Source organism: Shewanella sp. ISTPL2, assembly GCF_013283205.1.
Lineage (GTDB): Bacteria > Pseudomonadota > Gammaproteobacteria > Enterobacterales > Shewanellaceae > Shewanella > Shewanella oncorhynchi.
In genome coordinates this window covers 2,237,549-2,251,922 of the sequence record NZ_JAAPAV010000001.1, presented here as the reverse complement: position 1 = coordinate 2,251,922, position 14,374 = coordinate 2,237,549, and the positions used below count along the sequence as shown (strand labels likewise).

Genomic DNA, 14,374 nt, shown 5'->3' with positions numbered 1-14,374 from the left:
AATTAATAACAGCATTGGATTTGGGAACGAACCATAGGTGAGTTAGCCCAATATTTACCGATATCAGTACTGAGTCGTTAATACGCACGAAACAAGCCATAAAGATATTGGGAATAACAATAATAGAAGATACAAAAGGAGTAGCTGATAAATCGGCTACTCCTTTTATTTAGCGGAAATTTAAAAGCGGTAATTAAAGCTCAGGGTCACATTACGTGGGGTTCCGTAATGATACACGCTATATGCTTCGGACATTGAGGCAGAGGCAGACATATAAGCATAGTATTTTTCGTCTAATAGGTTCTCTACGTTAAGTTGCAGATCCATGTTGTCAGTGAGGTTATAACGAGCCATCAGGTTGACTAAAGAGTAAGCATCCTGATCGATTTTTACTGTCCCCCCTTCAGAGTAACTATCACTCTGCCAGTTAATACCACCACCCACGGTCAACTCAGGCAGGTAATCGACAAACTGATAAGTTGTGAATAGTTTAAACTGTTTGCGAGGGCTAGTAGTCGCCACTTTTTTTCCGTCAGCATCTTCCGCTGTAAACTGCGAATAGCCAGCCGTGATATTCCACCCATCGATAAACTCCCCCACCACTTCTAACTCAAAGCCTGTACTCTCAGTACCTTGAGCAGCTTTGTAATAAGTGGTTGGAGTACCGTCAACAATGATAGTTCCAGCGGGTGTTGCCAGATTATCCTGTTCAATCTTAAACAGTGCCACTGCGGTATGCAGACGATCATCTAGATAAGCGCTCTTTAAACCGATTTCATAGGCTTTACCTTCGAGTGGCTCTAAATAATCACCGTTAATATCCTTACTGTTCTGCGGATTAAATATTTCGGTATAACTGGCGTAAACACGATGCTCTTCGTTTATGTCATACAAGGCGCCAACATAAGGAACGAACACGCCATCATCACCAAAGTTGGTATCAGTACCATAGCTGACCCCTTCGCGGTTCCAACTAGAAATACGGCCACCGGCAATCACTTTTAAATCATCGGTAATTGTTAGCCGAGTTGCTGCGTAGAAACCTTTCTGCTCGGTATCCATATTCAACTGGCGATTGGCGTTTGTTGACCATTCAGGCTCTTCAAAGGCGTTGCTTTGCCAATCATAAAAGTTTTCAACTGCCTTTGAGTCCCAGCCTGTCATATTCTCACGGATGGGTTCATAGGTATCAGCATAGGATTTCTGTTTGCTGTATAAGGCACCAGTCACAAATTGATGCTCACGGTTAAAGAGTTGGTAATCGCCTTTCAACTGAAAATCGAAATTATCAGAGTTACTTTCACCATGGCTGTGATAACGCTGACCGCTCAAACCTGCACCGGTTTCTTTATTCAGCAAGCCAGACATATAGATCATTTTGGTGGTGGTTTCATATTCCATGCGATTATAGTTCGCCACCAACTGCCAACCATTGCTGAAATAATGGTTCAAGTTAGCAAAATAGTTGATGTTAGTCGTTTCCCAACGGCTCCAATCTGCCGCTGTTGTAGTAGAAACATCCCAATCAGTAGCCGAACCATCGCTGAATACTGCTGGTAACGCCCCCCACATCGCTCCTTTGGGGTTGTTGTTATTGTAACTACCGCCAACGCGCAGCATAGTGTTGTCAGTAATGTCTGAATCAATTACGCCGTAAAGAATGGTCTTACGGTCTTGATAAAGATCCTGATAAGAATCGCTATTGACATATTTAGCGACCATGCGACCGCGCACACTGCCACTGTCGTTGAGGCCATTAGAAACATCTGCGGTAACTTGTTTTTTATCCCAGCTACCCGTAGCAACATCAACATAGCCCTTAAGTTCGTCACTGTCGGCATGTTTGCGCACTAGGTTGATTGAAGCAGAAGGATCCCCTGCCCCCGTTAGTAAGCCTGTTGCACCACGCACCACCTCTACACGCTCGTACAGAGAGATATCAGACACAGTCTCACCTGCATCGCCCCCCAAACTCCAAGATAAAGGTACGCCATCGATCTGGTAATTCTGAACCGCAAAACCACGAGCCATAAAGCCATTTCGAACGTTATCTGTTTTAGATGAAGACAAACCTACTGTGTTATTAACCACATCAACAACGGTATTGAGTGCCTGATCCTGGATCCGTTCAGCGGTCAAGATGCTCACTGACTGTGGCGTTTCCTGCAGTGACAGCCCTAAACCTGTGGCGGTATCAATGGTTCGACTCACAGTGTACTTGCCCATCACTGTTATTTTTTCAATATTTTGATCATTTGCATCTGCTGCAGAAGACGGCTCTGCAGCCAAGACTGACAAAGGGTTTAATGCCAAAGTAATGGCAGACGCGAGAGGTAGTAGATAAAAGCGCATAGTAATTTAGGGAGTTTATTTAGGATGGATATACGGTAACACTATTGCGAATCACTTTCATTTGTATTTTGGTGATATATATAACAAATTCATCATTTATTAATGAGGAATAAACGTCCCCGTTGTGTTTATGCCTTCAAAAGTGAGCGTTTACGGCGAAAAAGGTTATTCTTTACCCGTATTCGGTTAATCATTCTTAATCTACGCCACTAAAAGCGACCCTGAGATTATTACTCCATTGGATCGCCATTAGTGTTTAGCTTTTACTTCATCAGTGTGTCTGTACTATTAGCTCGGCAGGTAGAGGCCACTTTGCCACTTGCCACTCACCTTGCCAATTCTCTATCGATATCCACAGACTATCGGCGGAGGTTAGCGTCTTAGTTGCGATGGCGTGTACGTGTTGGCCATGCTTATTACCGTGTAAAATACCATTTTCACTGCGCTGTAAATCTGCTATTGGCAAAGCCTGCGTTCCAATATTGGCATAGCCTTGGCGTATATTGCCTACCTCACCTTTTTCAAAAACCAACATGAAATCTTTCACATAGTCATCATGATGCACATAGGGTGCTTTTAGATCTAAGGGTAAAGGGGCTATTTTAAATTCACCTAACTCTTGAGCCTGCCATGCCGGTGGAAATGTAGGTGTTAGCGACTGATACAAAAACAATAGGGGGAGCAATAGAATAAACCCACTCAGTTTATATTTATTTTTTTGCCAAAAAGTTGAATGAATGAAAGCCATTAACGTACCTCCTCTAACCTATCTGTCACAGTACTGGGGGATCCCATTTTTTTAATTGCACGCACATTACGCAGTCCCCACATCATAAATCCCGTGATTGACATACCCGATAGGATCACCCCAAAAATAAACCAAATGATTTTTGTCCAGATACCACCTAAGGTACCGTAATGCAAAGGATCTGCGATATGCATTAGCGTTTGTATTCCTGTCATCGTCTCGGGTGATGTCGCTCTTGTAATCTCCCCCGTCCAAGGGTTAATGCTAAGGTTGTAAGAATACTGATCGTAAAAAATGTGCTCGCCACTACCGCTCAGATGATACATGTCACGATTATGCTCGGGTTTCATCACATAGCTTGGTTGAAAGTCAGGAAAGTGCGTTTGTGCTAATGTTAAGGCTTGTGCAAATGACACGCTTGGATCTGCGGGATTCACATCACCCTTTTGGATAAAGGGCAATTGCTCAGCAGCAACCAATGGCGCATGTGGCTCGATATCAATATCTGCATGCCAAAAAATGGCTTGGACTAAATACCATAATCCGGTAACGGCCATAATCGCGATAAACCAAATAGACCACACACCAGACAATTTATGCAAATCGGCCAATAGTGTCTTTTTACCTTGACTCACACGCAATTTCGGAGCAAAAAAACTTCGCCAAAAACGTTTATAAACAATGAGTCCCGTCACTAAAGATGCGAGCATAAACAGCGCCATCGAACAGACAAGGTAATAGCCCAAGCTGTAACCGCTTTGCCAAGGAAATAATAACCAAGCATGTAAAGATCTGATAAAGCCGGCAAATGTCATGCCTTCATTAATCTGTTGGATTTCACCTGTGTATTGATTGACATAGGCCATGGCATAGGGTTTATCCGCGTCACTGAACATGATCACATTGACCATATAAGATTCTAAGGTCATAGCGCCAGAGACTGCCGCACTTGGGTAGGCTTCCTCAACAATCGTCATCAATTCACTAACCGGTTTTACGGGTAAATCATTAGGGTTCAACGCCCTCGATGCAGGATTCGTTAACCAAGTGATCTCATGACTCAGTACCGCAATCGTCCCCGTCAAGCAGATAAAACAAAATAACAACCAAATTGGGAGCGACACCCAACCATGCAACATAAACCAGAATCGGTTACTGATCTTCGCCATTTGTGACTTTCCTAACACTTATCGTATTTCGCGAGTGTAAAGGTAATGCAAATTGTTATCAATACGATGTACTGGGAATTGTTTTCAATTAGAATGCCGGTCACAAAATACTATGATGGGGAATCATGATGGATAAAACCTTGTTAGCAGCGCTCATTTCGAGCCTATTGTTAGCGCCGAGTTCCTACGCCGACGAAACTCAATCAGACGCAGACGCCAATATCGAAGTGATCAGTATTAAAGGTAGTCGTTTAGATAAAGCTGCTACAGCAACGGGCTTACCCTTAACACTGAGAGAAACGCCGCAGTCAGTGACGATTATAGATCAAGAATTTATTCAGAGTTTTTCTCTTAACAATGTTGCTGACTTAATGTTTTTAACACCGGGTATTTCTGCACAGAAAGCAGAAACTAACCGCTACTTTTTCAGCGCCCGTGGTAATCCAATCACTAACTTCCAATTTGATGGTGTGCCTGTTAACTATTCTAGTTTCTTCAATGATGCTTCGACCGATACGGTTATCTTCGATCGAGTAGAAGTGGTTCGTGGTGCAACAGGATTATTAACTGGTGCAGGAGAACCCTCGGCCGCCATCAACCTCATTCGTAAACGTCCAAAATCTTCACCAGGAGGTTACCTCAGTACAAAAGTAGGTTCATGGGACAGTTATCGTGTAGAAGGTGATAGTTCAGTTGACATAACAGAAGATGCCGATGTCCAAGCACGTTTTGCCGCCGCCTATGAAAAATCAGATAGTTTTACCGATCTAGCCGAAGATGAAAATCTGCAAATTTATGGCGTCGTTACTGCAAGATTAAGTGATAGCACATTATTCACTTTGGGCGCGGACTATAGTGACCGCGATCCTAAAGGCTCCACTTGGGGAGCGCTGCCACTGTTTTATGCCGACGGCAGTTTAGCGAGTGACCTTCCCCGTTCGACTACCACTGCAGCATCTTGGTCTAGTTGGAAACGCCATGGTGCGAACGTTTTTTCTACTTTAGAACACAACTTCGATAATAACTGGGAACTCAAACTCGACATAGAACATCGTGAGGATAAGATGGATGGACACTTGCTATATTTATATGGCTCCCCAGATAAAACCACAGGTTTGGGGATGAGTGCATTGCCTATGATCTACCAATCAACCCGTAAGCAAGATGCGGCGCGAATATTTGCTTCAGGGCCATTCGAACTATTGGGTCGAGAACATAAGCTAACAACCGGCCTACTCTATTCAAAACAAGATATTAGCGCCGACTCTTTCTACACCACAGATGTTTTAAGCGTAGGCAATTTCTTTGAGTGGGATGGCTCGATTGCAGAGCCAAATTATCCATCGATTCCCACCAATGAAGAGACTGAAGAGATCCAAAAAGGTGCCTATATTGCTACCCAACTCAATCTGCACGATCAGATCACACTGCTGTTAGGTAGCCGTATCAGCCAATATAAAGTCGATCCAGGTTATGAGCACAATGATGTCATTACGCCGTATGCAGGATTGATTTACGATATCAGTGACAGTGTGTCGATTTATACCAGTTACACTGAGATTTTTCAGCCTCAAGATGCCAAAGATGCTAATAACAAACGCTTAGACCCGACAACTGGCAATAATATTGAACTTGGCAGTAAAGCCGATTTTTTCGACGAAAAACTCACCGCCAGTGTTGCAGTGTTTAAAGTTCAAAAGGAAAATGTGGCGGAAAAAGATCCTAACATTAAAGACCCACTTCCTGATGGTAGCTTTCCAATGCGCGCAGTGGATGGCACCAGTAACCGTGGTTTTGAAATGGAACTAACGGGTAGACCCACAGAGGATTGGGATCTGTACTTCAGTTACACCTACAGTGAATCTGAAAAAGCCGATGGTTCGGCCTTTGGCACACATTTGCCTAAAAACTTAGTACGATTATCTTCGCTCTATCACTTTGATGGCGCTCTAGAAGATATCACATTAGGTGGCAACTTAAGCTGGCAGAGCAAGATTTATGTAGAAAACGCGGGGCCTAACGGCGAAAGCTCTGAACAAGCCAGTTATTTCCTTACCAATCTTATGGCAAGTTATCAACTCACTGATGATGCGATTGTTCGTTTGAATATTCGAAACTTGTTTGATGAAAAGTACTACTCGAGTATCGATTTCTACAATCAAGGTTTCTTCGGCGAACCGCGAAATGTCGAACTTAGCCTGAGTTATAATTTTTAGTCTAATTGTTAATCGCCAATACCGCGCATCACTTTTATGCGCGGTATACCTAAAGCTAAACTATCCTGCGTTAAAACAGCATCCGGTAAACTTCAATGGATTAACCCTTTGGGCTCAGTGGGATAATCCATTACAATGAAGTCCATTTTGAGTTCGTAAAACAGATGTTCCGCCTATGCCTAAGTCTCACACCCACATGCATCAACATTTGCAGATGCCACATGCTAAATTAGATCTGCAAGCTCTAGTGGGCACTCTTGCCTTTGAGCAAGTGACCATTATTGGTAATGCTTCCGGCGATTGGCAGCCTGCGACCACAGGTACGACATTTATTTTTAACGGTACTCAATGGGCTGAAAACAGCAATGTAAATAATCAGATAGTAAATATCGCCAACGGTGGTTTTGCTGAATCAAAATATGCCTTTGTGGTACAAGGTCATCCACAAAGTGGTCTGCTTACGCAAGCCTTGACACAAGTTGCGATTGAATTAACGCCTCAGCTTGGCTGCTGGCCTTCATCTGGATTAACCACAATAGTGTTGATGCAGCAGTTGTCTCAGCATGTGCAAGTGCAGCGTATGTCGCTGTTTCCGAGTTTAGCAAGGCCCAATGATTTACCGCCTGACGATCACTTACCTTGCATGGTGCATAATTGGTTAGGCGAGCGGCGGATTGCCCAGACTTTGGTACCATCGGTCGACTGGCCTGAATTTAGCTTAGCGTCCGTATTTTTACCTCGCCTATCCGCAATAAACCAAATGCAACCATGCCAAGTCGCACCTAGGATAAACGCAGGTAATCCCTTTGATTTACTTGTGCGTTTACAAGAGTCGAGTTTATTAATCGCAGATGCGCTAAATCCAGCCACGCGGCAGATGCAACTTGAATGGCTAATCACACTGGCGCATACACCCATTAATATTTGGCTACAATTTGCTCACCCTAGCCAGATCATCAATGCTGAAGCTTTATTTTTCAACCACATGCCTGAATCAAAACCCAGCTATTGGTATTTAATGGATACTCAGGCATCTCAATATCTTGATGCGATTCGCCATAGTTTGGCCGATTGTTGGCAAACGTTGTTGACTAAGCACGTGAGCTTGTGATTGGCAATCAGTCTTCAAACGGCTCGTGACCCTCCCCCTGTCCACTGCCATTCGCATTCAAAACACATTCAAAATACCTAAGGCGAATGTCGTTTTACATTTTGCCTTGCCTCTAGCGACGCTAAATTAACCTCTGTTCAAATGCATGACTCAAAACGTCAACACGCCCTAGTTAAGGGATTTTTGCCCAATGCGATCCCCAGCGGTTCAAAGTAATTGATCAGCGCCTGAAAAATCACTTGCCTGTGGGCCTCATCGGGATAAGCCCCCTCCTTTGCCATTGCTGAAAAACGGGTTCCCGACACTAAATACGGATTCGAAATATCAGTATAGGATTCTATACAGGCTTCAAATGCTCGCGCCATCATCTCCGTTGGCCGAGAGAAGTACTGCATCCCATGTTTTTTATCTAATGCAATCGCTCGGCGAACATAATCATGGGGCTCATCACACTGCCCACTCAACAATGTCACTTTGAAGATCTCAGATAATCGAACATTTAATGGATGCTCTATGATGGGCAGATCGGATAACCAAAGATCGCTCGCACACTGAAACCGCTTATTAGTAGGTTTGAATGATTTAGCGGCAATATAATGGTCAAACGCATGCCAAAACTCATGGGCTAAAGCACCAGCACCTGCATTTTTAGCCAATGCCAACTCTCGGGTCGCGGGTGCATAATGGGCCTGAACGCCCTTTTGGCCGCCATGACCAAAGGCCAGGCTGACGGTTTCCCGCAGCCCTAAAGTTAAAGGTGGCAATTTTAAGATAAAGGCCAGATCGGCGAGCGAATCAAACACTAAATCTGCAGCAATGCGCGATTCATCCCGCGTCACCCAGCGGCCAACACGCACATGGCTAAAACCAAAGGTTTGTTTAATATCAAGAAAAGTGGCTTGCTCACCAAATCGATAATCGGGTCCATGGCGGTTATATTGCTGATTAATTAACACGGCTTACCTTGAACCCTATGCAGTGAGAGACAAATTAAGCTGGCTATTTTAGGTGAAAATGCACAGGAACAAAACGCTGCATTAAGTGCAATATCAAGTTAAGAATAGGAGCCAAGCAGCGCTTACTCTTGGTTTTCTCTCGGTTTAGATCGCGATGCCTAGATTTCGACAACCACAGGGTTCGTTAAGCTTTAGCCGTTAATATCACATCATCCCAAACCACGACACGATTTCGCCCCGTAGTTTTAGCGTGGTACAAGGCTTTATCGGCCTCGGCCACCAGCTTTTCAGCATCTGAACGGCACTGACTCCCTATTTCAATCGGTGAAGGCACAGACTGAAGCGCTAAAATACCGCTGTTTTCTTCGATGGCATGATGAGTGATCACAGGTGTTAACGCACTCACTCCTGCCGAAAATTGATAGTGAAAATCGGCGACTATCGCTGAAATATCTTCATTCGCAAGCGCTGACATCATACGCGTCACAATTCTCTGCGCGACATCGATCGATGTTTCTGGCAGTAATAGCGCAAATTCCTCACCGCCGAAGCGACCAAAGATATCGTATGGGCGCGTGCGAGCACTGATAAATTGGGTAAAATGCTGCAGTATCTTGTCACCCACTTGATGCCCATAGCGATCATTAACGAGTTTAAAATAATCGATATCCATCATGACAAGGCACAAAGGTAACTGTAGACGACTCAAGCGTTTGATTTCATGCTCTAACTGCTGGAAAAAATGCCGTCGATTAGCAATACCGGTTAATTCATCGGTGAGTGCGAGTCGATTCAACTCAGTCTGCGCATTCCTTAGGGCAAATTCGACCTGTTTTAACTGGGTAATATCGGTGCAAACAATGACCATATCGCCATTGTGATAAACCTGCTCAGAAAGTTGCAACCAGCTACCGTCGACCAGATCCACTTCAAAACGTCGAAAAGCTGATTTACGTTGATTCGCATGAATAAGTTCAAGCCATTCCTCTATGGTTTCATGATCAATTTTAGGCCCTTGCTTATGGGTGAAGGCAAAGTGCATCATGTCGTCAAAATGCCGGCCAGCCATGTCTTGATCAACAAAACCAAACATTTTCGCAAAGGTATGGTTATAAAAGATAAAATGATTGTGCTTGTCCAAAACAGCGAGGCCATTCTCGCTTAACCGTAAGGCTTCAGTTAAAAAGGGGTAAACAGACTCAAGAGATTCTTTTTCCATCGATTATTCCTAGCAATGACGCTTTTAGAGAAGATCTCCGACATGTTCAGATTAGCAGCGTTCTACACTAATCACAGCGTCTTTGTCTTTACTCCCATATTACCGCAACGGGATTGACTCTACCGCGATGTAAATCCCACACATTCGGCAAATAAGCTTTAAAAACCAGATCCAATGCTTTGATAATTTACGATTTTACGGCCAATTTACTGAGAAATATTTCAGCACTAAAAGGTTTCTGCATGAAATGTACCTCAGGGAATAATGCTAACTCAGGAATATCATCGCTATCATTAGCTGAAAGCAAAAAGAAGCGACAGTGATGCTCAAACTGGGTATCACTGGCAAGGTTTTGTAATGTTTGTTGCATCTGTTTGATAAGTTGCAAGCCATTCATATCTTGTAAACGGTAATCCACAATAACAATATGTGGCAATGAGTGAATCAACATCTTAAGTGCTTGCGCGGCGTTATCAACACTGAAGGTTTGAAAATGATAGTGCTCTAGCATGGCTTTGCAAATCTCAAGGTTAAACAGATTATCATCTATGATTAACACTTTTTGTTGATCATATTGAATCGTTAATCGTTCTTTCACCTCGGTAAGTTGGCAGGGAAAATGTAACAGCACTGTGGTGCCTTTGCCCTTTTGACTGCGCAACATAAACTTACCGCCAACCTGCTCAAGCAATCGATTACAAGTATAGAGTCCTAATCCCATGCCCGATGTTGTTGTATATGAGTTAGATGCGTGCATAAAGGGATCAACTAAAGCGCGCTGCGCTTCCTTTGACATACCCTCGCCAAAATCGCGGATCAGTACCCTAAGCATAGGACTATGGTCTTTATGGTTACGTTTAAGGCGTAAGTCCATATAACAATGCACTTCGCTACCCGTACTGTATTTAAAGGCATTATTGATAATGTTCGTCATGAGTTGGAATAACTTAGTCCCATCGAGCTCGATAAACTTCGGCAGAGACTCATTCACGACAACCTGTAAACGTTTACCCGATGTCGCACTAAAAGCACGATAGTAATCCTCAATATTGCTCAGATATTCGTGCAAATTGACTAAATGCCGATTCAATTTTAACTGCCCAGCTTCAGCCTTACTGTAATTCAACGTATTTTCGGCAACCGAGTAAAGTAAGTTAGCTGACCAGGTCATTTTATCGATAATTTCGTCCAGTTTTTGCGGTTGTGAACGCGCTTTTTTTAACATGCGACTGTAGCCAAGAATGGCATTGATAGGAGTGCGGATCTCATGATTTATGCTGGAAAGTACTGCTAATCTAGATCGATTATCGAGCTTAATCTGCTCTACAATATGCTGATTTTTAGACTTAAAGTACAAAAGAAAAGACAGAGTAATACCAAGAGAAGCTATCAGTAAGATAATCACGATTAGCTCGACAACCTCTTTTTGTGGCACTTGATATTCTATGCGTAAATTCACACGGATTTGGTATCCAGGAATATCCAAAGTTCGGCTATCTGTGTAGCTAAACATTGAAAATATGCCTGTTGAAAACTCATGGTTACAGGATGAACTTTGCAATAACGATTGTTCAAATTGATAGCTAATACATACACCCTGCTCCTGCTCAATCCGCGCTAATATCCGTTGATGAGAAATGGCATAGACTAAATAAAGCATATTAGGCCCATCGATATTAACAACCGCTAACGTGTAATCGGCAAGGCTAGCCTGAAGTTCCCCTTTACTATTCTTGACTAATTTAAGTGGCTTAAGTTCTGGCGCCATTGTCTGATCAGAGATATAGGCCAGTTCAAGTTCGGGGGTCAGTGTAAAAGCGACAGCAGATTTGATCTTCAGTAAGTCCTTAGCAAAAACCTCAAATTCCTGTGACGTTACCTCACTCGAAGCATAAAAAAACGATTTTAGCGCATCCAACATAATTTCATGTTGTAAGAACATATCCCGTGAAGAAGTAAAAACCGCTTCTGCTTTTTTATTGTAAATGGAGTCAAATTCATAACGTGAGTGGGACAAGGTTAACCACAGCACCAACAGAGTGACCCATAAGCCACTGAACATATTGATACAAGCGCTATATTTAAAGCTCATTAGCGTAATCCATTACGGCCTTTAGCAAGCTGCATAACTGATGTTCAAACTGCTCTCGCTCGCAAACATCCATGACAGACAGCATATCTTTAAGCTGCAAGTAGCGCGCAATACCCGTAAATTGATGTTTCAGGCCTTCGATACTGTCAGAGGACTCATATTGTTCTAGCCCAAGTCGCATTCGCTGTAATTCAGCAATCAGTGTCAATCGCAGTCGCGATTGCTGTTCTTGGCTGTATTGCTCAAAGAATACAGATAAGGCCTTGGGTAACTCAGTATTAGCATTCATACATTAGGCACTCCTATTATATTGAGCAATCCAATCAATAAGATAACGACCTTCAATCGGGGGGCTGTACAAATAACCTTGGGCAACATCACACCCCAACTCAGAGAGAATTAACTCTATTGCACTTGTCTCAACGCCTTCTGCAACCACCTTTACGTGCATCTTCTGCGCAAGCGCAATGGTGGACTCTACGATGAGATAATGTTGGTGATTGATATCCATATCGGAGACAAAACTTTTATCAATTTTGATCTCTTTAAAGGGAATGGCATCAAGACGATCATAAGTAGAATAACTTTTACCGAAATCATCGAGGGAAATATCAATATTATTGATGATCAGCCGTGCAATAGAGTTAAGTACTCTATCTTGGTTAATGATTTCCTGTGATTCGGTGAGCTCTAAAATCAAATGGATTTGTTTATACTCACGACCACATTCGATGATGTACTCAATGAGTTCATCACAGGTCAAATCATCTGCGGTAATGTTAATCGACAGGGCAAACGCCATTAATAACGGTTGGCGCGACCAACATTGCAATGCTTGGGAAATAACCATCCGCGAAAACAAGCTATTTAGCCCCTGCTGATTCACCAGTGGCAAAAAAACGTCGGGATAAATATAGCCATTGGATTGATCGCAAAGCCGCGAAAGCACTTCAAAACCGATGATCTCCTTTGTTTTAAGGTTAATCTTAGGTTGATAACACAAAATTAATTGTTCATTTTTGAGCAATTGCCGCACATTGATATTCGCCGCCATGTCTTGCACGATAGACTCATCTTGATGGGCACGGTTTCTATCGTCGGAGGCGTCTAGCAATGGCGTTAAAATGTCATTCACATTGATAGGTTTAGCAAATACGCCAAGCAAGTTGAGTTTCAAACCCGTGATAATGCTATCCACCAGTTCTAAAGTCCGTTTATCCGAGGAGCTTATCACCGCAATCGGAATGGCAGTAAATCGGGGCTCGGAAGCCAACATATTAATCACCGCAATACCGTCACCTTGATCCATTTTTAAATCTAAAATGACTAAATCAAGTTTTGCTTCTACAGCTAAAATCAGTTCAATTCCTTGATTACCATTACTGGCTTCATAGATCTCCACATTGTCCTCTGCTAAGTACTTATGGATATCAGCTTTCATGGTTTCTCTAATAAAGCGTTGATCATCTATGATGAGAATATTCATATATTGGTCTCTAACTGCATAAAGAAAATGGGATCGATCGTCTGGGATTTGGATGTAGGGATGACAGAAAGCTTGAGTAAATTACGATTCGCCATGACTTCTGTGCGACTGGAGAAAAACGAATAGTTTTTGACTGGTTTGAAGCCGCCTTCTATCGTTCTTACTTTAAATATGGGCAACTTAAATTGCGTCAATTTTCGTTTTAGTGACTCATCACAGATATTAAAACTCAAAAACTTAAGTGAGCGACTCGTGGCCAATTCATTGAGATAAACAGACATCATATAATTTTCAATATAAGGCGTTACGCCAAAGGAGGAGAACACCATTAAGGTATCTGGCAAAGCTTGACTGTTATGGTTAATGACCTCAAATAAGTCCACCTCATCATTCATAAATTCGAGGGCAATTTTGCCTTGAGTGCGGCAGAATAGACTGTGTCCAATGATTTGATCTCCAAAGCTAAAAGCCACCACCAATGAGAGTCCACGGAAAAAAGGTTGAGACAACTTACGGCTCACAAAGGATAAACGCGGGTTACTTTCATAAACCAAACTGAGTTGCAGCAGGGTCATAAAGTTTTGATGGTGGCTTTCGATAAACTCGACACGATAAGGAGTATTACGGTAGTACGGATGATCACTGCGTTCTATGGTCGATTCAAAAAGGTTAATTAACGCTAAACCTTCGTTGATGAATTTCTTATCCTCCCGATAAATATCAAACAGTTCAGAGCCAAATATTTCAACGATTTCAGACTGTTTAGCTAGGGATGGAATGTTAACTCCCCGCTCCCAACGGCTAATAGTGATGGAATCTAGCATATCGAACAGGCAGCTTTTTTGCCTGAGTAGACTACATAAATCTTCTTGAGATAAATTATTCTCACTGCGGGTGTGTTTTAAGAAATTGGAGAATGTCTGTGCACTTGTTTTGCTTTGATAGGAGATAGGTGTACAAATCATATCGCGTTCCATCTGAATTTTTTATTTTATCTAGCAGCTCCATATACGTCTTATGGTCGA

The 14,374-nt window shown here is 42.7% G+C and carries 11 protein-coding genes; 2 read left to right on the top strand and 9 right to left on the bottom strand.

The features are described 5' to 3' along the window. Nucleotides 1–180 precede the first annotated feature (180 nt). The 3 genes from HUB64_RS09910 to HUB64_RS09900 form a co-directional block, all read right to left on the bottom strand. Nucleotides 181–2,352 carry a TonB-dependent siderophore receptor gene (locus tag HUB64_RS09910; RefSeq protein WP_173496912.1) on the bottom strand — a complete coding sequence of 724 codons (2,172 nt, stop codon included), beginning with the start codon at nucleotides 2,350–2,352 and terminating at the stop codon, nucleotides 181–183. Between the two features lie 271 nt (nucleotides 2,353–2,623). Continuing rightward, nucleotides 2,624–3,100: a hypothetical protein gene (locus tag HUB64_RS09905; protein ID WP_105252512.1), complete on the bottom strand. Its 477-nt coding sequence runs from the start codon at nucleotides 3,098–3,100 to the stop codon at nucleotides 2,624–2,626. After that, a complete protein-coding gene (locus HUB64_RS09900) occupies nucleotides 3,100–4,269 on the bottom strand; it encodes a PepSY domain-containing protein (RefSeq protein WP_131524752.1) in 1,170 nt (389 codons plus the stop codon). The genes HUB64_RS09905 and HUB64_RS09900 overlap by 1 nt, the downstream gene beginning before the upstream one ends. Before the next feature lie 128 nt (nucleotides 4,270–4,397). Here HUB64_RS09900 and HUB64_RS09895 point away from each other — a divergent pair, with 128 nt between their 5' ends. Continuing rightward, on the top strand, nucleotides 4,398–6,485 hold the full coding sequence (locus HUB64_RS09895; RefSeq protein WP_173496911.1) for a TonB-dependent siderophore receptor: 2,088 nt from the start codon (nucleotides 4,398–4,400) through the stop codon (nucleotides 6,483–6,485). Between the two features lie 175 nt (nucleotides 6,486–6,660). Continuing rightward, nucleotides 6,661–7,596 carry a hypothetical protein gene (locus tag HUB64_RS09890; RefSeq protein WP_173496910.1) on the top strand — a complete coding sequence of 312 codons (936 nt, stop codon included), beginning with the start codon at nucleotides 6,661–6,663 and terminating at the stop codon, nucleotides 7,594–7,596. A gap of 158 nt (nucleotides 7,597–7,754) precedes the next feature. On the opposite strand, the gene HUB64_RS09885 is transcribed toward HUB64_RS09890, so the two are convergent. The 6 genes from HUB64_RS09885 to HUB64_RS09860 form a co-directional block, all read right to left on the bottom strand. Continuing rightward, on the bottom strand, nucleotides 7,755–8,552 hold the full coding sequence (locus HUB64_RS09885; protein WP_173496909.1) for a CLCA_X family protein: 798 nt from the start codon (nucleotides 8,550–8,552) through the stop codon (nucleotides 7,755–7,757). 184 nt (nucleotides 8,553–8,736) lie between these two features. Then, complete coding sequence (locus tag HUB64_RS09880) at nucleotides 8,737–9,771, bottom strand: sensor domain-containing diguanylate cyclase (RefSeq protein ID WP_173496908.1); 1,035 nt, start codon at nucleotides 9,769–9,771, stop codon at nucleotides 8,737–8,739. A 187-nt stretch (nucleotides 9,772–9,958) separates the two neighbouring features. Then, the gene (locus tag HUB64_RS09875; RefSeq protein WP_173496907.1) at nucleotides 9,959–11,863 is read right to left on the bottom strand and encodes an ATP-binding protein; all 1,905 of its coding nucleotides are present in this window, start codon (nucleotides 11,861–11,863) and stop codon (nucleotides 9,959–9,961) included. After that, nucleotides 11,853–12,152: a hypothetical protein gene (locus tag HUB64_RS09870; RefSeq protein ID WP_173496906.1), complete on the bottom strand. Its 300-nt coding sequence runs from the start codon at nucleotides 12,150–12,152 to the stop codon at nucleotides 11,853–11,855. The genes HUB64_RS09875 and HUB64_RS09870 overlap by 11 nt, the downstream gene beginning before the upstream one ends. A gap of 3 nt (nucleotides 12,153–12,155) precedes the next feature. Then, on the bottom strand, nucleotides 12,156–13,349 hold the full coding sequence (locus tag HUB64_RS09865; protein ID WP_173496905.1) for an EAL domain-containing response regulator: 1,194 nt from the start codon (nucleotides 13,347–13,349) through the stop codon (nucleotides 12,156–12,158). Further along, the gene (locus HUB64_RS09860; protein ID WP_105253121.1) at nucleotides 13,346–14,314 is read right to left on the bottom strand and encodes a helix-turn-helix transcriptional regulator; all 969 of its coding nucleotides are present in this window, start codon (nucleotides 14,312–14,314) and stop codon (nucleotides 13,346–13,348) included. Before HUB64_RS09860 ends, HUB64_RS09865 begins: the two co-directional genes overlap by 4 nt. Nucleotides 14,315–14,374: the final 60 nt, after the last annotated feature.